General features: G+C 67.3%; 28 protein-coding genes and 3 tRNA genes. 20 read left to right on the top strand and 11 right to left on the bottom strand.

The window, feature by feature from the left end; all coding sequences use genetic code 11:
- Positions 1-10: 10 nt before the first annotated feature.
- Both AC1DNC_RS03610 and AC1DNC_RS03605 read right to left on the bottom strand, forming a co-directional pair.
- Positions 11-1,045, bottom strand: coding sequence for a DMT family transporter (locus AC1DNC_RS03610; protein ID WP_476861190.1), 1,035 nt, complete (start codon positions 1,043-1,045; stop codon positions 11-13).
- 109 nt (positions 1,046-1,154) lie between these two features.
- Positions 1,155-2,036 carry an ArgP/LysG family DNA-binding transcriptional regulator gene (locus tag AC1DNC_RS03605; RefSeq protein ID WP_476861189.1) on the bottom strand — a complete coding sequence of 294 codons (882 nt, stop codon included), beginning with the start codon at positions 2,034-2,036 and terminating at the stop codon, positions 1,155-1,157.
- Between the two features lie 68 nt (positions 2,037-2,104).
- Between AC1DNC_RS03605 and AC1DNC_RS03600 the strand changes: the two genes are divergently transcribed.
- Positions 2,105-2,707, top strand: a complete 603-nt coding sequence (locus AC1DNC_RS03600; RefSeq protein ID WP_476861188.1) for a LysE/ArgO family amino acid transporter — start codon at positions 2,105-2,107, stop codon at positions 2,705-2,707.
- Positions 2,708-2,749: 42 nt separating this feature from the next.
- Here AC1DNC_RS03600 and AC1DNC_RS03595 read toward each other — a convergent pair whose 3' ends face one another.
- A complete protein-coding gene (locus tag AC1DNC_RS03595; protein ID WP_476861187.1) occupies positions 2,750-3,799 on the bottom strand; it encodes a PHP domain-containing protein in 1,050 nt (349 codons plus the stop codon).
- Between the two features lie 196 nt (positions 3,800-3,995).
- On the opposite strand from AC1DNC_RS03595, the gene AC1DNC_RS03590 reads away from it, so the two are divergent.
- The 3 genes from AC1DNC_RS03590 to AC1DNC_RS03580 all read left to right on the top strand — a co-directional run bounded on the left by AC1DNC_RS03590 (position 3,996) and on the right by AC1DNC_RS03580 (position 4,377).
- A tRNA-Glu gene (locus AC1DNC_RS03590) sits at positions 3,996-4,068 on the top strand.
- A gap of 111 nt (positions 4,069-4,179) precedes the next feature.
- A tRNA-Asp gene (locus tag AC1DNC_RS03585) sits at positions 4,180-4,253 on the top strand.
- Between the two features lie 48 nt (positions 4,254-4,301).
- A tRNA-Phe gene (locus AC1DNC_RS03580) sits at positions 4,302-4,377 on the top strand.
- A gap of 112 nt (positions 4,378-4,489) precedes the next feature.
- On the opposite strand, the gene AC1DNC_RS03575 is transcribed toward AC1DNC_RS03580, so the two are convergent.
- From AC1DNC_RS03575 to AC1DNC_RS03555, 5 genes are all read right to left on the bottom strand, one after another.
- Complete coding sequence (locus AC1DNC_RS03575) at positions 4,490-5,344, bottom strand: fumarylacetoacetate hydrolase family protein (protein WP_476861186.1); 855 nt, start codon at positions 5,342-5,344, stop codon at positions 4,490-4,492.
- A 43-nt stretch (positions 5,345-5,387) separates the two neighbouring features.
- Positions 5,388-6,569, bottom strand: coding sequence for an L-rhamnonate dehydratase (rhmD, locus tag AC1DNC_RS03570; RefSeq protein ID WP_476861185.1), 1,182 nt, complete (start codon positions 6,567-6,569; stop codon positions 5,388-5,390).
- Positions 6,566-7,612, bottom strand: a complete 1,047-nt coding sequence (locus AC1DNC_RS03565) for a zinc-dependent alcohol dehydrogenase (RefSeq protein WP_476861184.1) — start codon at positions 7,610-7,612, stop codon at positions 6,566-6,568. The genes rhmD and AC1DNC_RS03565 overlap by 4 nt, the downstream gene beginning before the upstream one ends.
- Positions 7,612-8,952 carry an MFS transporter gene (locus tag AC1DNC_RS03560; RefSeq protein ID WP_476861183.1) on the bottom strand — a complete coding sequence of 447 codons (1,341 nt, stop codon included), beginning with the start codon at positions 8,950-8,952 and terminating at the stop codon, positions 7,612-7,614. The genes AC1DNC_RS03565 and AC1DNC_RS03560 overlap by 1 nt, the downstream gene beginning before the upstream one ends.
- A gap of 102 nt (positions 8,953-9,054) precedes the next feature.
- Positions 9,055-9,900, bottom strand: a complete 846-nt coding sequence (locus AC1DNC_RS03555) for an IclR family transcriptional regulator (RefSeq protein WP_476861182.1) — start codon at positions 9,898-9,900, stop codon at positions 9,055-9,057.
- A gap of 219 nt (positions 9,901-10,119) precedes the next feature.
- Between AC1DNC_RS03555 and AC1DNC_RS03550 the strand changes: the two genes are divergently transcribed.
- On the top strand, positions 10,120-10,974 hold the full coding sequence (locus AC1DNC_RS03550) for a hypothetical protein (RefSeq protein WP_476861181.1): 855 nt from the start codon (positions 10,120-10,122) through the stop codon (positions 10,972-10,974).
- A gap of 70 nt (positions 10,975-11,044) precedes the next feature.
- Here AC1DNC_RS03550 and AC1DNC_RS03545 read toward each other — a convergent pair whose 3' ends face one another.
- Complete coding sequence (locus tag AC1DNC_RS03545; protein WP_476861180.1) at positions 11,045-12,082, bottom strand: LLM class flavin-dependent oxidoreductase; 1,038 nt, start codon at positions 12,080-12,082, stop codon at positions 11,045-11,047.
- Between the two features lie 251 nt (positions 12,083-12,333).
- Between AC1DNC_RS03545 and AC1DNC_RS03540 the strand changes: the two genes are divergently transcribed.
- The 11 genes from AC1DNC_RS03540 to AC1DNC_RS03490 all read left to right on the top strand — a co-directional run bounded on the left by AC1DNC_RS03540 (position 12,334) and on the right by AC1DNC_RS03490 (position 20,144).
- On the top strand, positions 12,334-12,786 hold the full coding sequence (locus AC1DNC_RS03540; RefSeq protein WP_476861179.1) for a hypothetical protein: 453 nt from the start codon (positions 12,334-12,336) through the stop codon (positions 12,784-12,786).
- Between the two features lie 110 nt (positions 12,787-12,896).
- Complete coding sequence (locus AC1DNC_RS03535) at positions 12,897-13,355, top strand: Asp23/Gls24 family envelope stress response protein (protein ID WP_476861178.1); 459 nt, start codon at positions 12,897-12,899, stop codon at positions 13,353-13,355.
- On the top strand, positions 13,352-13,543 hold the full coding sequence (locus tag AC1DNC_RS03530; RefSeq protein WP_476861177.1) for a hypothetical protein: 192 nt from the start codon (positions 13,352-13,354) through the stop codon (positions 13,541-13,543). The genes AC1DNC_RS03535 and AC1DNC_RS03530 overlap by 4 nt, the downstream gene beginning before the upstream one ends.
- Positions 13,540-13,908: a hypothetical protein gene (locus AC1DNC_RS03525; protein WP_476861176.1), complete on the top strand. Its 369-nt coding sequence runs from the start codon at positions 13,540-13,542 to the stop codon at positions 13,906-13,908. The genes AC1DNC_RS03530 and AC1DNC_RS03525 overlap by 4 nt, the downstream gene beginning before the upstream one ends.
- A 32-nt stretch (positions 13,909-13,940) precedes the next feature.
- Entirely contained in the window at positions 13,941-14,534 is a 594-nt protein-coding gene (locus AC1DNC_RS03520) for a hypothetical protein (RefSeq protein ID WP_476861582.1), read from the top strand.
- Positions 14,531-15,142, top strand: a complete 612-nt coding sequence (locus tag AC1DNC_RS03515) for a hypothetical protein (RefSeq protein WP_476861175.1) — start codon at positions 14,531-14,533, stop codon at positions 15,140-15,142. The genes AC1DNC_RS03520 and AC1DNC_RS03515 overlap by 4 nt, the downstream gene beginning before the upstream one ends.
- A 243-nt stretch (positions 15,143-15,385) precedes the next feature.
- Positions 15,386-16,672: an ABC transporter substrate-binding protein gene (locus AC1DNC_RS03510; protein ID WP_476861174.1), complete on the top strand. Its 1,287-nt coding sequence runs from the start codon at positions 15,386-15,388 to the stop codon at positions 16,670-16,672.
- Between the two features lie 6 nt (positions 16,673-16,678).
- The gene (locus tag AC1DNC_RS03505; RefSeq protein ID WP_476861173.1) at positions 16,679-17,716 is read left to right on the top strand and encodes a carbohydrate ABC transporter permease; all 1,038 of its coding nucleotides are present in this window, start codon (positions 16,679-16,681) and stop codon (positions 17,714-17,716) included.
- The gene (locus AC1DNC_RS03500; RefSeq protein WP_476861172.1) at positions 17,713-18,603 is read left to right on the top strand and encodes a carbohydrate ABC transporter permease; all 891 of its coding nucleotides are present in this window, start codon (positions 17,713-17,715) and stop codon (positions 18,601-18,603) included. The genes AC1DNC_RS03505 and AC1DNC_RS03500 overlap by 4 nt, the downstream gene beginning before the upstream one ends.
- Positions 18,604-18,627: 24 nt before the next feature.
- A complete protein-coding gene (locus tag AC1DNC_RS03495; RefSeq protein WP_476861171.1) occupies positions 18,628-18,882 on the top strand; it encodes a hypothetical protein in 255 nt (84 codons plus the stop codon).
- 137 nt (positions 18,883-19,019) lie between these two features.
- Positions 19,020-20,144: a LacI family DNA-binding transcriptional regulator gene (locus AC1DNC_RS03490; RefSeq protein WP_476861170.1), complete on the top strand. Its 1,125-nt coding sequence runs from the start codon at positions 19,020-19,022 to the stop codon at positions 20,142-20,144.
- A gap of 75 nt (positions 20,145-20,219) precedes the next feature.
- Here the strand turns inward: AC1DNC_RS03490 and AC1DNC_RS03485 are convergent, their stop codons facing one another.
- Together AC1DNC_RS03485 and AC1DNC_RS03480 are read right to left on the bottom strand one after the other, a co-directional pair.
- Positions 20,220-21,140 carry a DUF8083 family protein gene (locus AC1DNC_RS03485; RefSeq protein WP_476861169.1) on the bottom strand — a complete coding sequence of 307 codons (921 nt, stop codon included), beginning with the start codon at positions 21,138-21,140 and terminating at the stop codon, positions 20,220-20,222.
- Positions 21,141-21,171: 31 nt separating this feature from the next.
- The gene (locus tag AC1DNC_RS03480; RefSeq protein WP_476861168.1) at positions 21,172-21,978 is read right to left on the bottom strand and encodes an exodeoxyribonuclease III; all 807 of its coding nucleotides are present in this window, start codon (positions 21,976-21,978) and stop codon (positions 21,172-21,174) included.
- Between the two features lie 168 nt (positions 21,979-22,146).
- On the opposite strand from AC1DNC_RS03480, the gene AC1DNC_RS03475 reads away from it, so the two are divergent.
- The 4 genes from AC1DNC_RS03475 to AC1DNC_RS03460 are packed head-to-tail and all read left to right on the top strand — an operon-like array spanning position 22,147 to position 26,459.
- On the top strand, positions 22,147-23,646 hold the full coding sequence (locus tag AC1DNC_RS03475) for a CoA-acylating methylmalonate-semialdehyde dehydrogenase (protein WP_476861167.1): 1,500 nt from the start codon (positions 22,147-22,149) through the stop codon (positions 23,644-23,646).
- The gene (locus tag AC1DNC_RS03470; RefSeq protein WP_476861166.1) at positions 23,646-24,713 is read left to right on the top strand and encodes an enoyl-CoA hydratase/isomerase family protein; all 1,068 of its coding nucleotides are present in this window, start codon (positions 23,646-23,648) and stop codon (positions 24,711-24,713) included. Before AC1DNC_RS03475 ends, AC1DNC_RS03470 begins: the two co-directional genes overlap by 1 nt.
- Positions 24,706-25,686 (top strand): 3-hydroxyisobutyrate dehydrogenase, encoded by a 981-nt coding sequence (mmsB, locus tag AC1DNC_RS03465; RefSeq protein WP_476861165.1) that lies wholly within the window; start codon positions 24,706-24,708, stop codon positions 25,684-25,686. Before AC1DNC_RS03470 ends, mmsB begins: the two co-directional genes overlap by 8 nt.
- Complete coding sequence (locus AC1DNC_RS03460) at positions 25,683-26,459, top strand: enoyl-CoA hydratase (RefSeq protein ID WP_476861164.1); 777 nt, start codon at positions 25,683-25,685, stop codon at positions 26,457-26,459. Before mmsB ends, AC1DNC_RS03460 begins: the two co-directional genes overlap by 4 nt.
- The last annotated feature ends 1 nt before the right edge of the window (position 26,460 follow it).

Genomic DNA, 26,460 nt, shown 5'->3' with positions numbered 1-26,460 from the left:
ACCCTGAACCCTATGCCTTGGCCGGTGAGCCTGCCGGCCGGCGCGAACGGCGGCGGGTCAGCGCGACCCCGGCGAGGCAGATGACGCCCCCTACCAGCCCCCAGATGGTGGGGATTTCGCCCAGCACCAGCCAGGAAATCAGGATGGTGGTGCCCGGCACCAGGTAGGTGGTGGCGGCAAGCCGTCCGGCGTCGATCAGCGAGAGCGCATAGGCCCAGGTGGTGAACGCGATCGCCGTCGGGAAGACGCCGAGGTACACCAGCCCCAGGGTGGCGGGCAGCGGTGCCGCCTGCAGCTCGGCGATCAGCTGGCCGCTGAACGGCAGGCAGCACAGGGCGCCCACCATGATGCCGAACCAGGTGGCCTGGGCCGCGGGGATCTTCCGGAGCACCGGCTTCTGCACGATCACGCTCACCGCGGCCAGGGCGGCGGCCAGCAGGCAGAGCAGCACTCCGGCGACGTCCGCCGTCGAGCGCTGGCCCGAGCCGAGCGCGATCACCGCCACACCGCCGAACGCGACCAGGCTGCCGATGATCAGCCAGCGCGGGAAGCCTTCCTTCAGGATGATCCCGGCCATCACCGCCACGAGGATGGGGTTGACGTTGATCAGCAGGGCGGCCGTGCCGGCGTCGAGCATGTGCTCGGCGGCGTTCAGCGCAACGTTGTAGCCGCCGAACCACATCACGCCGTAGGCCAGGATCGGCCACCACTCGCGGCCCCGGGGCAACACCGCGGCCTTGCGGAACTTCGGCAACACGACGAGGCCCAGTACGACGGCGGCCACAGCCAACCGTCCGAGGGTCAGCGCGCCGGGGGAGAAGCTGGGTCCGACGGCGCGGATGCCCACGAAGGCCGACGCCCAGAGCACCACGGTGACCACGACGGCGGCAATTCCGAGCCCGCTGATCTGCCCGGGCCGAAGCGTTGCCCGCGCTGCGACCGGCGGCGCGGCATGCGAGGCCGCTTCATGGGTGCTGCCCGGATGGGTTTCTTCCGGATGCGTGCTGTCCGGGGAGGGGGAGCCTGTCTGGGCCGTTGTTGCCATATTGCCAATCTAGCCCGTGCGGCGGCCCGGCAGCTGGCGGAAATCGGTCAGGTCTAGTCGGTTTCCCGCCAAAGTTACTGCCCGCCTCGGTGCGGCGGCCCGCCCCGGCTTACCGGAGCGGCCGGGCAGCCGCCTGGATGGCCGCCGCGACCTCGTCGAGGGCGGCCGATCCGTGCCGCCACTGCTGCCAGTGGAGCGGGACATCCACGTGCGCGCCGGGGTCCAGAGCCACCGCGGTGCCGTGCTTCAGCTCCTCAGCGACTTCGATTTCCGGGAGCAGCCCCCATCCCATTCCCCAGCGGATGGCCTCGCCGAACTCGTGGGCGGCTGGAATGTAGTGCCGGGGCGGCTGCAGGGCAGTACGGCTCACCGACCGAAGGTACCGGTCCTGCAAGTCGTCCTTGCGGTCGAAAACGATGACCGGCGCGGCGGCGAGCGATTCCGCCGTGGCGCCGGCGGAGAACCAGCGGGCGGCAAAGCCGGGGGTGCAGACCGGCAGGTAGCGCATGACGCCCAGCCTCCGGGAGGAGCAGCCGGGCGCCGCCGCGGCCGTTGTGGTGATGGCGGCGGCCGCAGCGCCGCTGCGCAGGAGTTCGAGCGAGTAGTCCTGGTCCTCGCGGAGAACCTCGAGCTGGACCCTTCCCGCGACCGCGGCCAGCCCGGCCAGCGCCCAGGTATGCAGGGAGTCGCTGTTAATCACCAGGGTCAGGCGCGTGCGTCCGTGCGGCTCCTCCGGGCGCAACTCCTCGGCGAGGTCGGCCGCGAGCAGGTCCAGCTGGCGGGCGAAGCGCACCACCGTCTGCCCGGATTCCGTCAGTCCTGCCGGCCGTGCCCGCGTCAGTACGGGGCGGCCGACGGCGGCCTCAAGGGCGCGGATCCGCTGGCTGATGGCCGACGGCGTCACGGACAAGTGGGCGGCTGCGGCGTCAAAGCTGCCGTGCGCGACGATGGCCGCCAAAGTCCGGGCCTGTTCGGGGGTGATATCCAACATTAGCCAATCTTATGTAACCCCAGAAAGATTAGCTGGTTTCAGCTTCCTGTTGCCCTTACCGTCGAAGGGTGATCCTTCCCCTGTTTTCCGGGCTCTCCGCCGGCCTGTCGCTCATCGTCGCCATCGGCGCGCAGAATGCGTTCGTTCTTCGCCAAGGCATCCAGCGCTCCCACGTGGCCCTGGTGGTGACCGTCTGTGCCGTTTCGGACCTTGTGCTGATTGTGCTGGGCGTCGCGGGTATCGGCGTCCTGTTGGACCGGGCCCCCGCCGCGCTTGTGGTGATCAGGTGGGCGGGTGCCGCGTTTCTGTTCGGCTACGGTGCCCTCGCCGCCCGGCGCGCGGTCCGGGGCGAACAGCTGGTCCTCCCCGGAGACAAGCCGGCCAGCAGTCGGGCAGTGGTGCTGGCCACCTGCCTGGCCTTCACCTGGCTGAACCCTCACGTCTACCTGGACACCGTCCTGCTGCTCGGGTCGCTTGCGGCCACCCACGGCGAGTCCGGACGCTGGTGGTTCGCCGCCGGCGCCGGGCTTGGAAGCATCGTTTGGTTCACCGCCCTGGGCGCGGGGGCGCGGTACCTGACCACCCTGTTCCAGCGCCGGGCGGCCTGGCGGGTGCTCGACGCCGTGATTGCCGCCGTGATGTTCACCCTGGCGGTGCTGCTGCTTGTCTGAGTCTCTATTTGCCGCGCGCGGCGGTGCTACGTTCCGTCACCGCTAGGTTTCGCGGCGGGACCACTCCAGCAGCCGCTCCACCGGCCACGTCGTGATGATGCGCTCCGCGGGAACGTTGTTCCGGGCGGCCCGCTCCGCGCCGTACTGCAGGAAGTCCAGCTGCCCGGGCGCGTGCGCGTCGCTGTCGATGCTGAAGAGGCACCCGGCGTCGAGCGCGAGCTGGATCAGCTCGTCCGGGGGATCCTGCCGCTCCGGCCGGGCGTTGATTTCGACGGCGACGCCACGCTCTGCGCAGGCTGCGAACACGCGCTTCGCGTCAAACTCCGACGGCGGCCGCGTGCCCCGCGATCCGTTCAAGAGCCGGCCGGTGCAGTGGCCCAGCACCCTGGTGTGCGGATCCTCGATCCCGGCCAGCATCCGCCGGGTCATGGTCCGGCTGTCCGAGCGGAGCTTCGAGTGCACGCTTGCCACCACGACGTCCAGCCTGTCCAGCAGTTCCGGGGCCTGGTCCAACGTCCCGTCCTCGAGGATGTCGACTTCGATGCCGGCGAGCAGCCGGGGCTGGTGGCCCGCGCCGTCGGACTTGGCTGCTGCCGCCCCGGCGGTCTTGATCCGCTCGATCACTCCGAGCTGCTCGGTGAGCCGCTCGGCGCTGAGGCCGTTCGCGATCCTGAGATTGGGGGAGTGGTCGGTCAAGGCAAGGTAGTCCCGGCCCAGCATCCGGGCCGCATCCAGCATGGACTCGATCGACGAACCGCCATCGGACCAGTTGCTGTGCGTGTGCAGGTCGCCGCGCAGGCTCGCCAGCAGCTCGTGGCCGCCGCTGGCGAGGGGCTCGGCGCCGCGCTCCCGCAGATCGGCAAGGTAGTCGGGGACGCCGCCGTCGACCGCCTGCGCAATTACCTCGAAGGTGCGGTCCCCGATGCCCTTCATCCGCTTCAGCCTGCCGTCTGCTCGCCGCGCCGCCAGCTCCCCGGGGGAGAAGCCGCTGATGAGTTCGGCTGCCTTCCGGAACGCCTGCACCTTGAAGGTGGTGGCGCGTTCGCGCTCGAGCCAGAAAGCGATCTCAGTGAGGGCAGCGGTGGCGTCCATCTGACCATCATCCGCACAGCCGCCCGGGCCCTGTCCAGAGCTTATTCCCGGGTTGTGGATGGGATTTTGGAGATTCCGGAAGTTGGCCCTATAGTTTTATAGGTCCAGTTCGGAGGAACCCGAAGGGAACAAAAACGGAAGGCTTCGGCCCTTAATTTTTGCCCTTGTGCAGTGGGTTTTACCGGATGGCGTCCTGGCCCCCATCGTCTAGCGGCCTAGGACACCGCCCTTTCACGGCGGCGGCACGGGTTCGAATCCCGTTGGGGGTACGCAAGGAACTGGTCAAGCCGGATGAAAAAGTCTGGTAGGCTAAAGGCCTTGAAAAATTGCGGTAGCGATACGGCAAGCAGCAAGAAACAGCAGTAAAGCAGTACAAGCAAGGCCCTGTAGCGCAGTTGGTTAGCGCGCCGCCCTGTCACGGCGGAGGTCGCGGGTTCAAGTCCCGTCAGGGTCGCTCTGATTGCCAGAAGAAATTCCGGCCGTCATGGTGACAAGTCACCTAGGCTCTGTAGCTCAGTTGGTAGAGCGTTCGACTGAAAATCGAAAGGTCACCGGATCGACGCCGGTCGGAGCCACCAGCTAGAACCCCGCAGTTCCCAGTGTTTACACGGGAACGGCGGGGTTTTTTCGTTGCCGGGGAACGAGAGTCGCGGACCCCGGCCCATAAGGATCGGGCGGGGTCCGTGATGGCTAGCTTGGAAAGGCCACCAGTTTCTGTTCCTGCCGTCCCAGCTTTTCGATGGAGATCTCCATCCGGTCGCCGTCGCGGAGGTAAGGAAACTTTCCGGACAGCGCCACCCCCTGCGGTGTGCCCGTGTTGATAATGTCGCCCGGATCAAGGACTAGGTACTGCGACAGGTTCCAGATGATGTGGGCCACGGAGAAGATCATGTCCGAGGTGTTGGAATTCTGCCGAACCTCGCCGTTGACGGTGGAACGGAGCGTAAGCTTCTGCGGGTCGCCCACTTCGTCGGCGGGCACCAAGGCCGGGCCCAGCGGATTGAACGTTGCGCAGCACTTGCCCTTGGACCACTGTCCTCCGGAATGCTCCACCTGGTAGCTGCGCTCCGAAACGTCGTTGCTGACCGCGTAACCGGCCACGTAGTCCAACGCCTCCTCCGCGGACGACAGGTACGAAGCCCTCTTCCCGATGACGACGGCGAGCTCCACCTCCCAGTCAACTTTTTCCGCGCCCGGCGGGATTACGACGTGATCGTAGGCGCCCACGACCGTGTTGGGGTGCTTGAAGAAGAGAATCGGGACCGACGGAGGTGCGTCGCCCGACTCCGCCGCGTGTGCCGCGTAGTTGTGACCGATGCAAAGAACGGCACCCGGTTTGGCGACCGGGGCGCCAACCCGCAGGGCGCCGGCGTCGGCCAGTTCGGGCAGCCCGATTTTCAGGGCAGCGCGGGCTTTGGCTATGCCGTCGGCGGCGAGGAAGGCGCCGTCGATATCGGTGGTGACGGAGCGGAGGTCGAAGTATTTTTCGCCCTCCCTGGCCACCGGAATTTCGCGGCCGGGCTCGCCGAGGCGCATAAGTTCCATGTGAGTTGTCCTTGCTCGAAGTTCGGAGATTACCGGTGGTGGGTCAGTGTTTGTAGGGGCGCTGCTTGTCCAGCGCCGGGTTGAGTTCGACGCCGAATCCCGGAGTTTCCGGCACCTTGAGCTTTCCGTTGACCGGTACCGGTTCACCCAGCAGCATCGGTGAGAACATGGGCACGATTTCCTCGGCGGTGGGGTGCATCATCAGGAATTCGGCGAACGGGCTGTTCGTCCGGGTAATGACGAAATGGTACGAGTAGACGGATGATCCGTGCGGAATCACGAGCGCCCCGTTGGCATCGGCCATGGCCGAGATCTTGCTCAGCTCGGTAATCCCGCCGCACCAGCCGACATCAGGCTGGATGATGTCGGCGCAGTCCATGTCGAGCAGCAGCTTGAAACCCCAACGGGTGGCCTCGTGCTCGCCGGTGGTGACCAGCATCTTTGGCGGAACCTGCTTCTTCAGCTTGGCGTAGCCCCAGTAGTCGTCCGGGGGCAGGGCTTCCTCGATCCACTTCAGGTCGTATTCCGCCGCTCCGTGTGCCAGCCGGGTGGCGTAGTCGATGTCCAGCGACATCCAGCAATCCAGCATGAGCCAGAAGTCGTCGCCGACTTTCTCGCGCATGTCCCTAATCATTTCGAGGTTCTTTCGCAGGCCTTCCTCGCCTTCGGCCGGGCCGTGGTGGAGCGGCATCTTGCCGCCAATGAAACCCAGGTTCTTGGCGATATCCGGGCGTGCGCCCGTGGCGTACATTGTCAGTTCGTCGCGGACGGGGCCGCCCAGTAGTGCGTAGACAGGTTCCTGGCGGATCTTGCCCAGCAGGTCGTACAGCGCCAGGTCCACGGCGCTGATGGCGTTCAGCACCACGCCCTTGCGTCCGTAGAAGAGCGTGGAGCGGTACATCTGGTCCCAGATCTTCTCGATGTCCGTGACGCGGGCGCCTTCGACGAAGCGGGCCAGGTGCTTCTCCACGATGAAGGCACCCAGGTCGCCGGCAGTCGTGACAGCGAAGCCGACCGTGCCGTCGTCGGCCTCGATTTCGACGACGAGAGTGCCCAATACGTTGAGCCCAAAGCTCTGTCGCGACAGGCGGTACTCGGGGTAGACGGACATCGGCGTGGCGATGTGGTCATCGATCCAGTGGTCGGCGCCCTGGTCGTGGTAGTCGGCGCCCCCGCCGCGCAAAGTGTAGGCGCGGACCTGGCGAATGCGGTTTTCGATGCTCACTGGCTGTTCCTTGCTGAGTCGAGGCGGATGAGGACTTTGCCGGCGGTACCGTCGGCAGCGGCGAGCCCGGCGAAGGCGGCGTCAGCGTCGTCCATCGACACTTCCCGGCTGATGAGTTCAGCCAGGACCGTGGAACCTTGGTCGACCCAGGCGGCGGCGTCGCGAAAATCCTGGTTGTTGTAGCAAAAGCTGCCGACAATTTCGCGTTCCTCGGTGGAAACACGGTAGGCATCAAAGGCCAGTTGGGGCGATCCCATCCCCACCAAGGAGACGACCCCGCCGTACTTTGTCGCGTCGAGGGCGTTGGCCATGGTGGGTTTGATGCCTACCGCATCAATGGTGGCGTCCGCGAGGGAACCGAAGGCGGCGCGGACCTGGTCCTCTAGCGGCGAGGCCGAGGGGTCGAGTGCCTTGGCGCCGAGCCGCTCGCAGAGCGCCCTGCGAGCCGGGTCCATTTCGGAGACGAGGACGCTGGCCGCTCCCTCCTGAAGGGCGGCAAGGATGACCGACTGGCCGATCGGACCGCCGCCGATCACGAGGACCTTTTGGCCGGCGCCGATCCGGGCGCGGCGGACCGCGTGGAAAGCGACGGCGAGGGGCTCGATCAGTGCTCCGTAGACGATTGGCGTCTCCTCGGAGAGAACGACGACGTTGGCTGCCGGCACGGCCACACTTTCTGCGAACGCGGCGACGATGGCCGGATTCACCCCGATCACCGTCCGCTGGGGGCAGTGCTGCTGCTGGCCCGCGCTGCACGCCTCGCAGGTATCGCAGCTGATGAGCGGGTTGAAGGTGACGGGTTGCCCGACGGCGAGGCCGCTGTCCTCCGTTCCTGCGCCCAGGGCGGAGATGCGGCCCACGGTCTCGTGACCCATGACTTGGCCGGGGACCCGGCGGCCGTTTTCGCCGGTGTAGCCGTGGATGTCCGAGCCGCAGATGCCGGTGGCGACGATCTCGATGAGGACTTCGCCCGGGCCGGCTGCGGGTTCGGCGCGGTCGGTGACCACCAGTTCGTGGAAGTCTTTCAGTTCAAGTACGCGCATCAGTGGACTTCTTCCGTAACGGGTGCAGAGGCGGGGACGGTGTCGGAAATCCTGCTGACCCGGTGGCTGTAGAACAGCATCCCGGCACCCAGCAGGGCCGTGATGGCGAGCAGGAGCAGGCCCGCGTTGGGACCGAAGGATGCTTCTGCCCAGGTCTTGGCGATGGGGGCGACAAAACCGCCCAGGCTGCCGATGGAATTGATTAGGGCAATGCCGCCGGCCGCCGCGGCTCCCACCAGCATGCCGGTGGGCAGCGTCCAGAAGACGGGCTGGACGGAAATGAAGCCGGCTGCGCCGAGAGACAGTGCAGCGAGACCCATCACCGGGTTGTCGGTGAGTGCGGAAGCGAAGATGCCGACGGCGGCAGCGGCCAGCGAGGCGGTCGCCACAAGGCGGCGCTTACCTGTCCGGTCAGCCAGCCGGCTGAGCACGAAAGTGGCGATCATGGCGATGCCCCACGGCACGGCAGTCATGAGGCCGACCCCGAGTCCCACCTTGGCGCCAACCAGCTTAGCGATCTGGGTTGGCAGGTAGAAGGTGACGCCGTACACGCTCATCTGGATGGTGAAGTAGATGACGCAGAAGTAGAGGACCTTCGGGTTGCCGAGTGCCCGCAGCGCGCCTCGCGGAGAGTGGTCGGCTTTGACTTGATCCTCGGCTTCGAGGGCGGCGGAAAGCGTGGTGCGCTCGGTTTCGGTCAGCCATTTGGCATCCGCGGGACCGTTATCCAGGTACGAGAACGCCCAGATGCCGACTCCTACGGTGAGCGCGCCGGTGACGATGAACATGAGCTGCCAGCCCTGCAGGCCGCCCAAGCCGTCCAGGTCTAGGAGCACTCCAGAGAGTGGGCCGCCGAAGATGAACGCCAGCGGAGCGCCGAAGTAGAACAAGCCGTTGACCCTTCCGCGGAACTGGGCTGGAATCCAGTAGGTCAAGTACAGAATGACGCCCGGGAAGAAACCGGCCTCGGTGATTCCTAGGAGCACCCGGAGGATGTAGAAGACCCCCTCGGTCTGCGCGAACATCATGAGGGCCGAGACGATGCCCCAGCTGATCATGATCCGGGCGAGCCAAATCTTGGCGCCCAACTTGCGCATCAGGATGTTGCTGGGGACTTCGAGTGCGGCGTAGCCAAGGAAGAAGATGCCGGCTCCCAGCGCATAGGCCGCGTCCGAGATGCCGGTGTCCGCCTGGTACGCAGCCTTGGCGAACCCGAGGTTGGAGCGGTCGAGGAACGCAAGGATGTACATCAGCAGAAGGACCGGGATGAGCCGTCGGGTGACGCGGCTGACAATCGGCGCCAGCGATTCGCTGGAGGGAGCCGACACTTGGTTTGACACGATAACTCCTCATCGAGTTCATGTTGATGAATTATTGTTCACAAGTGTGAACAATGTGAGTATGGCACAGGTCACAGAAGGGGGCAAGGGGTCAGGGGTCGGTTACGCCGTGCGTGCGGTGGCGGCGGGGATGACGATATTCGGCTCCCGCACCCCAAGCAGGGCGCGGATTTCCTGGGCTGCTGCCTCCAGGGGCCGTAGGATGCTGCCGGGCCAGTCGGGGTCGGTGCGCGCGGTAGGCATCGTTACCGACAACGCGGAGTTCAAGCCGCCGCCGGACTCGCTGGTCAGTGGGACGGCGACGCAGCGGCAGCCGTCCAGGTACTCTTCGTCGTCCACGGCGAAACCGCTGGCTTTGGCGTCCGAAACCAGCTTCGCCAGCGCGTTAACGTCGGTCACCGTCTTATCTGTGAGGCGTGGCAGTGCCACTGAGTTAAGTCGGCGTTGCGCCTCGTCCCGGTCCAGCATGCTGAGCAGTGCCTTGCCTATCCCGGTGGCGTGGGCGAGCAAGCGCATACCGACCGACGAGCCCAAACGCATCCCGTCCGAGCCCTGGCTGATTGCGATGTACACGTTTTCGACGCCGTCGAGGAGGGCCAGCTGAACGGTTTCGCCCAACGTGGCGGACAGCCGATCCATGACTGGCTTAGCGACGTTGGCCAGATTCTGGTGCCCGGTGTACATCTGGCCGACCTGCCACGCCCTCAGGCCGAGGGAATACTGCTTGTTCGAGGAGCTGTGATCCAGCCAGCCGGCAGCGGAAAGTGTGTTCAGCAGTCCGTGCGCACTCGAGCGTGGAAGTTGAAGCCCTTCGAGGATCTCCGTGAAGCTCGCAGAACCTCTCCCTGCGACGAATTCCACCACCGCGAGGGCGCGGTCGGCTGACTTGACGGGCATATTGCCCCGATCATCACTCAAAGCTGCTCCAGGCGTCGCGCGGTTGTTCACATACTTGAATTGTAGCTGTGTTGAGCGGGTCGAGAGGTTGCCCCCGTGAGGGACTCTCGCCGCAGTCGGCCCAGATAGAAGCTCCGTCGTTGATCGGCGCGGTGGTTCAGGGAGCTGCACGTGGACGGAGCATCGTGCGATGCGGGCAATAGGATGTCCTGAACGGCAGCTTGGTTCGGGGAAGCCACGCCGGTCTCATGGCGGGGAAGGTGACAGGCGATGTTCTCACTAGGGATTGGGATAGGGCCCGAACTGCTGGCCCGGCAGGCTGCTTGGTTCGCACCGACGCACCAGCCGTTCCTTGTCCCGAGGAGCAGTGCGGACTCGATCGGCATGGCACCTCCGGGCGGTGAACTCTCCGCTGAACTCAGAGATACCTTCGAAATCTACAACGTTCCTGACGAGCTGGTTTGCGTGCTGGTGAGCGAAGAAGAGTTCAATGACCTCGGGCGAAAGGCCCGGGCGGATCTCGTGCGAAATCAGGTCAAGCTCGGACGGGAAGTTATTCCCTCGGTTCGAAGTGCCCCGGCGGAGGTGCGCGCACAGGTATCGGCCCAAGCTGACGGGCACCGCTTCGTGTGGTGGCCCTCGTTGCTGCAGGGACACCGGGAGCCGGTCCTGGGCGAATATCTTCGCTTCGGACGCCGACCCAGCCGGCACTTGGAGGTACCTGAAGACCTCTGGGAGAACGCCCACGCGACGCTGCCGGGGGCGAGGGCGTTGGCGGGCACCTTCCCTAATGCCAGCGGCCCCAACTGCTTCGGGACCGTCATGGCGGCAGCGGGCCGATCCGAAGCGGCTGAGGTTTGGATGCTGCGGGAGCCGTTCGAGGAGTGGCTGTCGTCATCCGCCGTACCAGGCGGGGCCGATGACGACCCGGGAACGGTGCTCGTCTGGCGCTCCCCGGAAGGCTTAGTAGAGCACGCCGCTGTAACAATCGGGGGCGGATATGCCCTCCACAAACCGTCCCAAGGCTGGATGAGCCCGCGGAAAATTCTGACAGTGGGGGACGTTATTGCAAGCGCCCGGCAGCGTGGCCGGCGGCTGGCCCGCTACACCCTAAACGCCGGCTAGAGAATAGGGATCCCCTACAGGACGACTGCCTGCATCTGCCAGGACTCTCGCCAGGCTTTGGGTGAGCGGGTCAGCGCCAGCCGAGCTGCGGCGCCACGTACTTGAGGATCGATTCGATCACGTGGGCGTTGTAGTCGACGCCAAGCTGGTTCGGGACAGTGAGCAGCAGCGTGTCCGCCGCTGCGATCGCCTCGTCCTCGGCCAGCTTCGCCGCCAGTTCGTCCGGTGCACCCGCGTAGGAGCGGCCAAAAATTGCACGGGTCTTCTCGTCGATGTTGCCCACCTGGTCCGAACTGCGGCGGTCTCGGCCAAAGTAATGCCAATCGCGTTCGTCCGTGAGTGCGAAGATGCTGCGGCTGACCGAGACGCGGGGTTTCCGCTCGTGCCCGGCTTCCTTCCAGGCCTGCCGGTAGAGCTCGATCTGCTCCGCCTGCTGGATGTGGAACGGCTTGCCGCTCTCGTCGTCTTTGAGCGTGGAGCTCTGCAGGTTCATGCCGAGCTTTGCGGCCCAGGCGGCAGTGGCGTTCGAGCCGGAACCCCACCAGATGCGCTCGCGCAGACCCTCCGAGTGCGGCTCCACGCGCAGCAGGCCGGGTGGGTTCGGGAACATCGGGCGCGGGTTCGGGGCCGCGAATCCCTCCCCAGTGAGCACCTCGAGCAGGCGCTCGGTGTGCCGGCGGCCCATGTCGGCGTCGGACTCGCCCGCAGCGGGAGCGAAGCCAAAGTGGCGCCAGCCCTCGATGACCTGCTCGGGTGACCCTCTGCTGATGCCCAGCTGCAGCCGGCCTCCGGAGATCAGGTCTGCCGCGCCGGCATCCTCCGCCATGTAGAGCGGGTTCTCGTAGCGCATGTCGATCACGCCGGTACCGATCTCAATGCGGCTGGTTTTTGCCCCGATCGCAGCAAGCAGCGGGAACGGGGACGCGTATTGCTGGGCGAAGTGGTGGACGCGGAAGTATGCGCCGTCCGCCCCGAGTTCCTCGGCCGCGACGGCGAGGTCGATCGCCTGCAGCAGCGCATCCGACGCGGTGCGCGTGCCGGATTCAGGGTGGTCGGTCCAATGGCCGAAGGACAGGAACCCGATCTTCTTCACACCAGGAACCAACATGGCCGCGGAGGCTCCTATTCCCGCCTTAGGCCCGGCCGGGAAGGCTGCCTGAACCCATCGATTGCTCCGTAACGGCCCTTTTGCCCCGTCAAAACGGCGGTTACGGAGCAATCGATGAGGTGTTCGACGGCGGCGCTCGCATTTGGGGACACCCCGACGGTCCGGGCTAGACTCGCACGCTGGGGAAGAACGCCATTGCCGCGGACGGTCCCTGGACGGTCCGCGGCGCAAGCCCGACCAGAAGAGTGATTTTGAAGAAGACTGCACGCCAGCTGACCGTAACCGCCCTCCTCGCCGCCGTGGCGCTGACCGCCTGCTCGGCACCGGAAGCCGCGGCACCGCCGTCGTCCTCGGCCCCCGCCGCCAGCGCCACAGCTGCCGCGACGCCCAGTCCCACCAAGTCCTCCGGCCCCTATGGCGACTTCCCGACAGCGGCCGAGGCCTGCAAGACGATTTCGGAGCAGGCCACGGGGTCCTCGCTCTTCCCGCTCTCGGCGGCGCAGGGCAAAACCGCCGAACTGGAGCAGCACAAGGCTGAACTCAGCCGCACGGCCGAACGCGTCCCGGACAGCCTCAAAGCCGCCTTCGCCAAGCTCAACCAGGTCGCCGTCGCGGGCCTGAGTGACCAGACTGTCTACTCGAGCGGCAAGTTCCAGGAGGCCATGGCTCCCGTGACCGCTTGGATTGCCGCGAACTGCCAGTAGGCCCGGGGCGATTGCCCCGAACGCCGGACGTGGCCTCGGAAATCCGGCGATGCGGCCCCAGCGTCGGCCCTAAGGGCTAGGGTGGTGTCAAAGAGAAGGGGGAGTGCCACATGGAGTACCAGAATCCTCAATCCGCGGTTCCCGAGGTTGGCCTGCCGGCGGCCGCCCGGGCCGCGACCGGCCGCACCGTGATTTCTGAAGCCGCCGTCGCCAAGGTTGCCGGCATTGCCGCCCGGGCGGTCCCCGGCGTTTATTCCCTGGGCACCGGGCCGTCCCGGGCCCTGGGTGCCATCCGCGACGCGGTCGGAAGTTCGGACCACGCCGCCGGCGTGCGCGCCGAGGTGGGCGAGACCCAGGTGGCGGTCGACATCGATCTGGTGGCCCTCTACGGCACCCCGCTTCATCCCCTGGCGGATCAGATCCGCGCCGCCGTCTACGCCGCGGTCGAAGAACTTGTCGGCCTGCAGGTCATCGAAGTCAATATCGAAATCCATGACGTCTTCGTCCCCGGCCCGGCCAAGCCCGCGGCCTCCGGCGAGGCGCGGCCCGTGAGGGAGGCCCTGCAATGAACCTGACCGTGGTGGGCCTTGCCGCCGGCGCCTTCCTGGCCTTCATGTCGTTCGCCTTCGGAGTCTGGGGCTTCCTCGGGTCCCTGCTCTTCATGGCCGTCGGAGCCCTGCTGGGCCGCGCCGCGGAAGGGAAACTGGACCTGCGCAGCGTCGTCGACGCCCTCACGGGCCGGCGTTCTTCCTCATGAGCGCCCCCGCCGCGCGGCTGCTGGCCGGGCACAACCGGATCAGCACCCAGGCCCTCACCAGCGTCGCGCGCGCTGCGGCCGCGGAAGCGCTCGGGGTGCCGCCGCAGGACGTCCGGGCCGACTGGGCCGACGACGACGGCCTGCTGGCGCTCTCACTCGTGACACCGATCGCAATTCCCTCGCTCACCGCCGTGCTCCGTGATCCTGCGCGGGTGGCCTCCTTCGGCGGCCCTATCTGGGACCGGGCAGTGGCCGCAAAAGCCGAGATTCTTCGCCGCGTCACGGAGCTCAGCGGCGCGCAGTTGAGCCGGGTGGACATCCGCATCAGCGGGGCGAGCGTCCGTGACGGAGGGCGGGTGCGGTGAACCAGGCTGCCGAACGTTACGAGGGTGACGCCATTCCCCGGGCGGCGTCACGGGACGCCGTGCTGGACCGGGTCGTTGCCCGCGAGACCACCTCCTCCCGGGCAACCGCCGCCGTCATCGCGGCCGTCCTGGTGATCGGGTTGTGCGTCTACGCCCTGCTGGAAACGGCGGTGCGGGCTGTCGGGCAGCCGCCGTGGCTGATTGATCCGCAGACCGCCGCGGAGAGGGTCATCGCACTGCCGGCCGGATTCCCCCCGCTGCTCCTCGGCGTCATTGGCGCGGTGCTGTTCGCGGCCGGGCTCTTCTTCTTCCTCAACGCGGTCCTGCCCGGGCGGCGCGCCCGGCACGTGCTCGCGGACCCGCGCGCCGCCGTCGTGGTCGATGACGAGGTGATCGCCTCGGCGCTGGCGCGGCGTGCCCGGCTGGCCGCCAATGTGACGCAGGAACAGGTGATGGTGGTGGTGTCCCGGCGCCAGGTGCTGGTCAACGTCCGGCCCACCTCCGGAGTGCCGCTCCGCGCGGCGGACGTGCAGGCCGCCGTTGAAGCAGAGCTCCGGGACATGGCTCCCTCGCCGATGCCGGAGGTCCGGGTCAACCTGGCGTCCTCGGGGGTGATCGGCGCGTGAACGGCACCCCCCGGGTACTGAACCGGATCCTGATCGGCATCCTCGGCGCGAAGCTCCTGGTGATCGGGGCCCTGCTGATCCTGCTGGCCACCGTCCCGTCGGTCGGCCGCTGGTGGCAATCCTGGTCGGCGGGACTATGGAACGCCGCCCGCGGACTCTTTGACCGGACGCGCTTCCCCGGCGGGCAGGAGAGTTGGCTCTGGTTTGTCATCGTGGTCCTGCTGCTGGCCGTCATCGGCGTCATGGTGGCGTGGCTGGCGCAGCAGGGCAAGGGCCGGGCGAACCTGCTGGTTGCCGAAGACGACGCCGGCGAAGTGGCCGGGAACGTGCGGATCGGCGGCGGCGTGGCGGAACAAGCCCTCCGGGCGGCGCTGGCCGACCGGCCGGACCTCGCGGGGGCCACCGTGGCCACTTACGAGTTTGCCGGCGAGCCCGCCTTGCGGATCCGGGTACAGCCGCGCCAGGGCGTGGCTCCGCACATCCTGGCTGCCGAGGTTTCTGCCCTCGTGGAAGCGCTGGACGCGGTGATCGGCAAACGCACCCCCGTGCTGGTCCACATCGGCTCCGGCGCACGGTCCAGGTTTGGCCGGGCAGAGCGCGTCCGTTGAGCCGACGGGGCGCCGGCGTCCCGCAGCGGGGACACATTTGCCCCACCCGAAACTCAGGTCCCAGCCCGGCTGCATTGCCCGTACGGGCGCGGCCTAACCCGGATTGAATGCCGCCGTCGGACCTTTTTATTGCGTAAAGCTTTGATGTAAGCGCTTGCATTCTCGGCTGTCGTGTCGCTAGTGTGATGGTCACCACACCAACTGCACCACCGGTCCAGCCGGTACTCAGCGAGGAGCACCTGTATGAAAACCCGTAAATACCTACTTCCCGTAGCCGCGGCCGGTGTCTTGGCCCTCTCCCTGTCGGCCTGTGCAGGCGGAGGTGGCGGCGGTGGCACCACGGGTGGTGGTGGCGGCGACGCGGCAGCCAACCTGGACGGGCGCGGTCCCATCACCTACGTACAGGGCAAGGACAACAGCAACGTGGTCCGCCCGCTGATCGAAAAGTGGAACGCCGCGCACCCGAACGAGAAGGTGACGTTCAAGGAGCAGACGGACCAGGCCGACCAGCAGCACGATGACCTCGTGCAGAACTTCCAGGCCAAGAATGCCAACTACGACGTCGTCAGCGTTGACGTTGTCTGGACCGCCGAGTTCGCGGCGAAGGGCTGGCTCCAGCCGCTCAAGGACAAGATGGCGCTGGACACCACCGGAATGCTGAAGCCGACGGTCGAAGCCGCCTCCTACAAGGGCACCCTGTACGCCGCTCCGGAATCTTCCGACGGCGGCATCCTGTACTACCGCAAGGACCTGGTCCCCACGGCCCCCAAGACCTGGGACGAAATGATGGGCATGTGCTCCATCGCCAAGGCCAAGAACATCGGCTGCTACGCCGGCCAGTTCTCGAAGTACGAGGGCCTGACGGTCAACGCCTCCGAGGCGATCAACTCCTTCGGCGGTTCCGTGCTGGACAAGGACGGCAAGCCGAGCCTGAACACCGAAGAAGCCAAGACCGGCCTGAACAACCTCGCCAAGGCCTACGCTGACGGCAACATCCCCAAGGAAGCCATCACCTACAAGGAAGAGGAATCCCGTCAGGCATTCCAGGACGGCAAGCTCCTGTTCCTGCGCAACTGGCCGTACGTCTACAACCTGGCCACCACGGAAGGCTCTTCCAAGGTCAAGAACGTGCTCGGCATGACCGCCCTCCCGGGCAAGGACGGCCCCGGCGCCTCCTCCCTCGGCGGCCACAGCGCCGGCATGAGCGTCTACTCCAAGAACAAGGCCACCGCGCTGGACTTCCTGAAGTTCCTCACCACGGAAGAAACGCAGAAGTTCTTCGCCACCCAGGGCTCGCTTGCTCCGGTGCTCGGCAAGCTCTATGACGACAAGGAACTGGTCGCCAAGCTGCCGTACCTGCCGGTGCTGAAGACCTCGATTGAGAACGCCGTCCCGCGTCCGGTGACCCCGTTCTACCCGGCCGTTACCAAGGCCATCCAGGACAACGCATACCCCGCCATCAAGGGCGAGAAGGCAGTGGACGCAGCGCTGTCGGATATGCAGAAGTCCATCGAAACCCAGTCAAAGTAGTCACAAATGGCAACTGAATTGGGCCCGACGCCGGTTAAGAAGCCGGCGTCGGGCGGGACCGAGCCCCACCACGCACCCAAGGGTGTGGGTGAGGACAATGTGATCGCCAGCCAGGGCAAGTGGGCCTCGTGGCTGCTGGCCCCCACCATCATCGCGCTGGCTGTCGTGATCGTTTACCCGATTATCAGCGCCATCGTGATGTCCTTCCAGGCCGACGCCGGCCTGGACCCGGCCACCGGCCTCTTCACCGAGGGCGGCCCGGCCGGCTTCTCGAACTACGTCAACTGGCTCGCTCAGCAGTGCACCTCACCCGACGGCGGCACGGTGGCCTGCCCGCCGGGTACCCTGGGCTCCCAGTTCTGGTCCGCGACCGCCACCACCTTCTTCTTCACCGTGGTGACCGTGGCACTGGAGACCGTGCTCGGCTTCTGGATGGCCATGATCATGGCGCGCACCTTCAAGGGACGCAGCCTGGTCCGGGCCGCCGTGCTGGTGCCGTGGGCCATCCCCACCGCCGTCACCGCCAAGCTGTGGCTGTTCATCTTCGCCTTCGAGGGCATCGCCAACAAGCTCTTCAACACCACCATTCTGTGGACCGGCAGCGAATGGCCGGCCAAGTGGGCGGTCATCATCGCCGACGTCTGGAAAACGACGCCGTTCATGGCGCTGCTGATCCTGGCCGGCCTGCAGATGATCCCCGCCGAGGTGTACGAGGCCGCCAAGGTCGACGGCGCCACGGCGTGGCAGCGGTTCCGGATGATCACCCTGCCGCTGGTGAAGCCGGCGCTTATGGTGGCCATCCTCTTCCGCACCCTCGACGCGCTGCGCATGTTCGACCTGCCGTACATCCTGACCGGCGGTGCGAACAACACCACCACGCTGTCCATCCTGGTGATCAACCAGATCAGGCAGGGCTTCAACGTGGCGGCGGCGCTATCGACCATCACGTTCATCATCATTTTCCTTGTCGCCTTCATCTTCGTGCGCTTCCTTGGCGCGAATGTGGTGGAGCAGCAGACCGGCGCTAGTAAGGGGAAGAAATGACCACCGCCGCGACCGAGCTGCGCGCGCAGCAGGACCGGGGGCGCAAGGTCGCCCAGAACCGGGAAAAGTGGGCCCAGGGCCGGACCTACATCAGTGCCGTGGTGATCCTCATCTGGTGCCTCGCCCCGGCCTACTGGATGGTGGTGACCGCCTTCCGCGACGTCGGGTTCACCTACGACACCTCGATCCTGCCGACGCACGTCACGCTGGACAACTTCAAGACCGCGTTCGACACATCGTTCGGAAACCACTTCGGCCAGGCGCTGCTCAACAGCGTGTTCATCGGCGTCGTCGTGACCGTGGTCTCGCTGCTGATCGGCGTGTTCGCCGCGTACGCCCTGGCCCGGTTGAATTTCCGGTTCAAGTTCCTGGTCCTGGGCTTCATCCTGGGAGCCTCGATGTTCCCGGGCGTCGCCCTGATCACCCCGCTGTTCCAGCTGTTCACCAACATCGGCTGGATGGGCACCTACCAGGCCCTGATCATTCCGAACATTTCGTTCGTGCTGCCGCTGACCGTCTACACGATGACGTCGTTCTTCCGCGAAATGCCGTGGGAGCTCGAGGAATCGGCGCGGGTGGACGGTTGCACTCAGGGCCAGGCCTTCCGCAAGGTGATCATGCCGCTCGCGGCTCCGGCGATCTTCACGACGGCGATCCTGGCGTTCATCTCCTCCTGGAATGAATTCCTGATCGCCAGCCAGCTCTCGTCCGACGCGACCCAGCCGGTCACCGTCGCGATCGCGAGCTTCGCCGGCGCCCAGCCCAACCAGATCCCCTACACGGCGATCATGGCGGCTGGAACCATCGTGACCATCCCGCTGGTGATCCTCGTGCTGGTCTTCCAGCGCAAGATCGTCGCCGGGCTAACGGCCGGCGCCGTCAAGTGACGGTTTCCTGATGGCAGCTTCCTGATGGCACGCGGACAGAACCAGGGCGAAATCCACCCGACGCACCGCAGGGTCCGCTCGGGCGAGGACTTCGACATCATCATCGGGTTCCTGGGCTTCTGGGCGCTGGTCCTGCTGGTGGTCACCGTCTGGATGGAGGTGACCGCCCAGCCAGCCGTCGGATGGGCGCTCGGGCTGCTGGGCACGCTGCTTGCCCTGTACGGAATGATCCGGCTCCGGCGTCGTTTGCCTGGCCGGACGGCCACCCGGCGGCGCTGAGGGCGCCCGCCGGGTGAGCCGGGGGAGTGAGGCCGCCGCGGCGCGGCTCGAAAAACGGATCGGAAACTAGGAAGGACCGGCGCCGTGGGGGCGGCATGCTAGCCGCGCTTCTGCGGATAGCCGACAAGGGGAAAACGGTGGCACGGACAACTGACAGGGCGCAACGCGGCGGCCACTCCGGCGTCAGCATCGAGGACGTCGCAGCCGCCGCGGGCGTCTCCACCGCCACCGTCTCCCGCGCCGTCCGCGGCTTGCCGCGGGTCTCGCCTGCGACCCGGGAAAAGATCCTCGTCATCGCGGAGGCGCTGGGCTACGTGGCTTCCTCCTCGGCGTCGGGCCTGGCCACCGGCCGCACCCGCACCATCGGGGTGCTGGCCCCCTTCGTCAGCCGCTGGTTCTTCTCCAAGGCCATCGAAGGGGCGGACCGTGAACTGCACGGCCGCCAGTACAACCTCTCCCTCTTCAACCTGGGCGGCCACGGCAGCCACCGGGAGCGGCTGTTCAGCAAGACCATGGTCTACAAGCAGATCGACGCGCTCCTGGTCCTCTGCATGGCCCTGAGCCGCGAGGAGCTCGAGCACCTGCAAAAAATCGACATCCCGTTGGTCGTCGTCGGAGGCCACGTCGAGGGCTGCGCCTACATCGGGATCGATGACTACGAAGCCGCCTCCACCGCCGTGCGCCACCTGATTGGCCTGGGCCATCAGGACATCGCACTGCTGCACGGCGACGACGAAACCGACCTGAATTTCGACGTCCCGCGGGTGCGGATCAAGGCGTTCCAGGACGTGATGGCCCAGTCAGGGCTGGACGTCCGGCCCGAATGGGACGAGTGGGGCGACTTTACCGTCCGCAGCGGCCAGGACGCGTTCCGGCGGCTGTGGAGCAGGCCGGGGCCCAAGCCCACCGCGATCTTCTGCGCTTCGGACGAGATGGCGATGGGGGTCCTCTTCGAAGCGCGCCGAGCGGGCGTCCGGGTTCCGGAGGATCTGTCCGTGGTGGGGATTGACGACCACGAATTCTCCGCCGCCGTCGGCCTCACCACCGTCGGCCAGCGCCCCGACGAGCAGGCCGAGCTGGGCACCAAGATGCTGCTGGACGAACTCGACGGCATCGCGGGAGCGGTGCGCTCCACCGTGGCCCCGCACCGGCTGATCGTGCGGGGCACGACGGCGGCCCCGCAGCTTGCCGCGCCGCTCGCCCCAGCCTCCGGGGGCCGGGAGCCGGGCTGGCCTAGCGGAACCGCCCGTCAGCGGGCATAACGCCGCGGGCCGGCTGGCGCAGCGGACGGGGTCAGGAAACGAGGCTCAGGAAACGTGGGGCCAGGAAACGAGGGCTCAGGAAGCGCGGGCCAGTTGCCGGATCGGAATCCAGCGGGAGGCAAGCCGGCGGTAGGCGGCGGCCGCTCCGGTCATGTCACCCTCGGCCAGGCACTCAATCCCCAGCCGCACGTCCAGCGGGGAATCGTCCGGGTAGACCTTGTCCGCCACCGCGCCGTAATCAAGCTCCACGACCGACTCGGGGTGGAAGAGTTCCAGCCACTCGGTGAGCTGGGTCAGGTCCTCCAGCATGTCCAGGTCCGGGGCCGCGAGGGCCAGGTGGGCGACAGCGTGCCGGACCCGTCCCAGCGCCGTGCCGAGCGTCGCGCGGATGCGCACCGTGACAATCCGGCCGCCGGATTCCACCACATCCGTGGGATCGGATTCCTGGAACAGGCAGAACCAGCTGAACGGGATGCCCCAGGTCGACGCCCGGGTGTGGACCCGGCCGATCCCACCGTGCGCCTTCACCTGATCGATGCGTTCCTGGTGCCGGTCCCGCTGTTCCTCCGGGATCAGCAGCTGGGCCAGCGGGCCGTGGATCCCCTCCATCAAGGCGTTGGCGGCCAGCCCGGCGCGGAGCACCAACTGGCTGGGGCAGTACAGCAGCGTGGCCGCCACGGATTCGGCCCCGGCGTCGCCGTCGCCGTCATCGGTGCCGGGGCGGGCGCCGGGGATGCTGCCCGCGGAACCGCTGACGGCCAGCACGCGCACCAGGTCGGTCTGCCCGGTGGGGAAGGGATCCCCGCCGGGCCGGGTGATACGGCCCAGGGAAGCCAGCAGCTCGGCATTTTCCACGGCGGCGCGGGACTCCGAGCGGGCACCTGCGGCGCGCAGGGCCTCCTGTTGCTCTGCCGGGAAGGCCTCCAGCGGCTCGTAGACGCGGAGCGTGGAGGAAAACGGCAATCCGGCCTGGCCGCGGTAGAGGTTGCCTGTCATCGCGGGCCTGTGATTCCCCGGCGGCCGGCCATCAGTCGGCCAGCTCCACGATGACCGGGGCGTGGTCCGAGGCGCCCTTGCCCTTGCGTTCCTCGCGGTCGATTGAGGCGCCCGAGACGCGGGCGGCCAGCGCGGGGGAGGCGAGGACGAAGTCGATCCGCATGCCCTCCTTCTTCGGAAAACGCAGCTGGGTGTAGTCCCAATAGGTGTAGACGCCCGGGCCCGGCGCGTGCGGGCGGACGACGTCGGTGAAGCCGGCGTCCTCGAAGGCGTGGAACGCGGCACGTTCCGGTTCGCTCACGTGCGTCAGGCCCTCGGCGCGGAAGTAATCGATGTCCCAGACGTCCTCGTCCCGCGGGGCAATGTTCCAGTCGCCCATCAGGGCGATCTGCGCCTCCGGGTCGGCCTGCACCCAACCCTCGGCGTGGGCACGCAGCGTGTCCAGCCAGCTGAGCTTGTACGGCATGTGCTCATCATCGAGCGCCCGGCCGTTGGGGACATAGAGGCTCCAGACCCGGATCCCGCCGCAGGTGGCGCCGATCGCACGGGCCTCCTGCACCTCGTCCTTGCCGCCTTTGCCGAAGACCGGCTGGTCCATGAAAGTGCGCTCGACGTCCTCAAGCCCCACCCGCGAGGCGATGGCCACCCCGTTCCACTGGCTCAGGCCGAAGTGGGCCACCTCGTAGCCCATCCGCTCGAACAGTTCCCAGGGGAAGTTGTCGTCCTTGCATTTGGTTTCCTGGATGGCCAGGACATCACAGTCGGTGCGCTGAAGCCAGGCCTCCACGCGGTCGGCACGGGCACGGAGCGAGTTCACATTCCAGGTAGCAATCTTCACAGTTCCTAACTTACCGTTCCTTGGCCCCGCGGCGGGGCGGCCCCCTGGCGCCGGGCTGCGCCGCCGGCCCTGTCGCGGCCGCGGCCGTTTTCTCTGGAAATTAGTAGGAAGTCCGAGTATATTCGGGTGCAGAGATGATCTAGGTCACATGCAAAGGAGCATTCCATCATGGTTCGTGAGCTTTCCCATTACGTCGGCGGACAGCACGTGGAGGGCACCTCGGGGCGCTTCAGCGACGTCTACGACCCGTGCACCGGTGAGGTGCAGGCCCGGCTCCCGCTGGCCACCGCGGAGGAGGTCCGCAACGTCATCGCCAATGCGGAGAAGGGGCAGCTGGAATGGGCTGCGATGAACCCGCAGCGCCGCGGCAGGATCCTGCTGAAGTTCGTGGACCTGGTCAACCAGAACATGGACGAGCTCGCCACCCTGCTCTCCTCCGAGCACGGCAAGACCTTCCTGGACGCCAAGGGAGACCTCCAGCGCGGCATCGAGGTGGTCGAATTCGCCGCCGGCGCCCCGCACCTGCTCAAGGGCGAGTTCTCCGACAGCGCCGGCACCGGCGTCGACGTCCACTCGATGCGCCAGCCGCTCGGCGTCGTCGCCGGCATCACCCCGTTCAACTTCCCGGCCATGATCCCGCTCTGGAAGTCCGGCCCGGCCCTCGCCGCCGGCAACTCCTTCATCCTCAAGCCCTCCGAGCGGGACCCCTCCGTGCCGCTGCGCCTGGCCGAGCTGTTCACCGAGGCTGGCCTGCCGGACGGGGTGTTCAACGTGGTCAACGGGGACAAGGAAGCCGTGGACGCGCTGCTGGAGGACCCCCGCGTCCAGGCCATCGGCTTCGTCGGCTCCACCCCGATCGCGCAGTACATCTACGCCACCGCCGCGGCGCACGGCAAGCGCGCCCAGTGCTTCGGCGGCGCCAAGAACCACATGGTGATCATGCCGGACGCGGATCTGGACATGGCCGCGGACGCCCTGATCGGCGCCGGGTTCGGCTCCGCCGGCGAACGCTGCATGGCCATCTCGGTGGCGGTCCCGGTCGGCAAGGCCACCGGGGACGCGCTCGTGGCGAAGCTTCAGGAACGCATCGCGGACCTCAAGGTGGGCCACAGCCTGGCCAAGGATTCGGACTTCGGCCCGGTCGTGGCCGCTTCCGCCAAGGAACGGATCGAGGGCTACATTGCCTCCGGCGTCGAGGAAGGCGCGAGCCTCCTCACCGACGGCCGCGGACTCAAGGTCGAGGGCTACGACGGCGGCTTCTGGGTGGGCCCGACGCTCTTCGACAACGTCACCAAGGAGATGAAGATCTATCAGGAGGAAATCTTCGGCCCGGTGCTCAGCGTGCTCCGCGCCGAGGACTACGACGAGGCGCTCCGGCTGTGCAGCGAGCACGAGTTCGGCAACGGCGTGGCCATCTTCACCCGCGACGGCGACGCCGCCCGCGATTTCGCCAGCCGCGTCCAGGTTGGCATGGTGGGCATCAACGTCCCGATCCCGGTGCCGATCGCCTACTACACCTTCGGCGGCTGGAAGGCCTCCGGCTTCGGCGACCTCAACCAGCACGGCGCCGACGCGTTCCGCTTCTACACCAAGACCAAGACCGTCACCACCCGCTGGCCCTCCGGCATCCGCCAGGGCGCCAGCTTCGTCATGCCGGAAGGCAGCTGATGACGGAACAGGCGGCCGGTGGAGCCGCTGAGGTCCTGTTTGAGCGCCGCGGCCGGCTCGGCGTCGTCACGCTGAACCGGCCCAAGGCCGTCAACGCGCTGACCGCCGGGATGGCCGCCGCCATGCTGGAGCGGCTGACGCTCTGGGCCGACGACGACGCCGTGGCCGCCGTGCTGGTCCGCGGCGCCGGCGACCGCGGGCTGTGCGCCGGCGGGGACATCGTGGCCATCTACCGCGACATGCTCGGCGGCGGCGACGCCACCGCGGACTTCTGGGCGGTCGAGTACCGGCTGAACCTGCTCATCTCCGAGTACCCCAAGCCCTACGTCGCGTTCATGGACGGCCTGGTGCTGGGCGGCGGCGTGGGAATCTCGGCGCACGGTTCGGTCCGGATCGTCACCGAACGGACCCGGATGGGCATGCCGGAAACCACCATCGGGTTCGTGCCCGACGTCGGCGGGACGCTCCTGCTCTCCCGCTCGCCCGGTGAGACCGGCACCCACGCGGCCCTGACCGGGGCGCACCTGAGCGGCGCCGACGCGCTGTTCCTGGGCCTCGCGGACACCTTCGTGCCCTCCGGGCAGCTCGCCGAACTGGCGGAGGCGCTGGAAACCGAGCCGGTGGACGCCGCCGTCGCGCGCTTCACCGAACCGGCCCCGCAGTCCGTCCTCGCCGCGCAGCAGGAGTGGATCGACGCCTGCTACTCGTCCGATGACGCCGAGGAGATCGTGGAGCGCCTGCGGACCGTGGGCGGCGAGGCCGTCGACGTCGCCGAGACCATCGCGGCCAAGTCCCCGACCGCCGTGAAGGTCGCGCTCGCCTCGCTGCGCCGCGCGCACGGGCTGGGACTGGCGGAGGCCCTGGAACAGGAGTACCGGGTGGGCCTGCGGTTCCTGGACGGACCGGACTTCCGCGAGGGCATCCGCGCCCAGGTGGTGGACAAGGACCGCACCCCGCACTGGCAGCCGGCCAGCCTGGCGGAGGTCAGCCGCGAGGATGTCGAGGCCTACTTCGCCCCGCTGGGCGAGCGTGAATTGAAACTTTCGAAGGAGCGCGACAATGTCTGAAGCATCGACTGAAGCGGCGCAGCCCGGAACGCAGCTTGGCCCGATCGCTTTCCTCGGGCTGGGCCACATGGGCGGGCCGATGGCCGTGAACCTGGTCAAGGCCGGCTACACCGTGACCGGCTTCGACGTGGTCCCGGCGGCCCTGGACGCGGCGCGAGCCCACGGGATCGCCACCGCGGAGACCGCAGCAGAAGCTGTCGCGGGAGCCGCCGTCGTGCTGACCATGCTGCCCAGCGGCAAGCACCTGCTGGACGCTTACCGCGGCACTCCGGAGGGGCAAGGACAACCGGGTCAGCCGGGCCTGCTCGCCGTCGCGGCGCCGGGAACCATGTTCCTGGACTGCTCGACGATCAACGTGGACGAGGCCCGCGAGGCCTCGGCGCTGGCCGTCGCGGCCGGCCACCGGGCAGTCGACGCACCGGTTTCCGGCGGCGTGGTGGGCGCCGAAGCGGGGACACTGACTTTCATGGTCGGCGCGACGGACGAGGACTTCGAAGCCGTCAAACCAATGCTGGAAGTGATGGGCAAGCGCGTGGTCCACTGCGGTGGCCACGGCGCCGGCCAGGCCGCCAAGATCTGCAACAACATGATCCTGGGCGTCTCGATGATCGCCGTCAGCGAGGCCTTCGTGCTCGGCGAGAAGCTCGGCCTGACCCACCAGGCGCTCTTCGACGTCGCCTCGGCCGCGTCCGGCCAGTGCTGGGCGCTGACCACCAACTGCCCGGTGCCCGGCCCGGTTCCGACCAGCCCGGCCAACCGCGACTACCAGCCCGGATTCGCCGGCGCCCTGATGGCCAAGGACCTAAAGCTGGCCCTGAACGCGCTCGAGAGCACGGGCGTCGCCGCCCGGCTCGGTCCGCTGGCGTCCGAAATTTACGATACCTTTGCCGCGGAAGGCGGTGCCGGCCGGGACTTCTCCGGCATCATCACCGACATCCGGGACAAATCCGAACAGCCGAGGGGACAGGCATGACCGAGTACGCAAACATTCTGGTGGAGCGCCGCGGCCGTGTGGGCGTGGTGACGCTCAACCGGCCCGAGGCGCTGAACGCCCTGAACAAGGCCACCATGGACGACGTCGTTGCCGCGGTGACCGCGATGGATACCGACCCGGAGGTCGGCGCCGTCGTGCTGACCGGTTCGGCCAAGGCGTTCGCCGCCGGAGCCGACATCAAGGAAATGCAGTCCAAGGGCTACATGGACATGTACTCCTCCGACTGGTTCCGCGGCTGGGAGGACTTCACCCGGCTGCGCATCCCGGTCATCGCCGCAGTCTCCGGCTTCGCCCTGGGCGGCGGCTGCGAACTGGCGATGATGTGCGACTTCATCATCGCCGGGGACAACGCCAAGTTCGGCCAGCCCGAGATCAACCTCGGCGTGCTGCCCGGCATGGGCGGCTCGCAGCGGCTTACCCGCGCGGTGGGCAAGGCAAAGGCGATGGACATGATCCTCACCGGCCGCTTCATGGACGCTGCCGAAGCCGAGCGCGCCGGCCTGGTGTCCCGCGTGGTGCCCGCCGCGGACGTCGTCGAGGAAGCCGTCAAGGCGGCCGAGGTGATCGCCTCCAAGTCCAAGCCGGTGGCCATGGTGGCCAAGGAAGCGGTCAACGCCGCCTTTGAAACCGGGCTGGCCCAGGGCGTGCTGTTCGAACGCCGGGTCTTCCACTCGCTCTTCGCCACCGAAGACCAGAAGGAAGGCATGGCCGCCTTCAGCGAGAAGCGGCAGCCCGACTTCACCCACCGCTAGG

It is taken from the genome of Arthrobacter sp. 01N442 (assembly GCF_056399345.1).
This window is presented reverse-complemented; position numbering and strand designations above follow the sequence as displayed.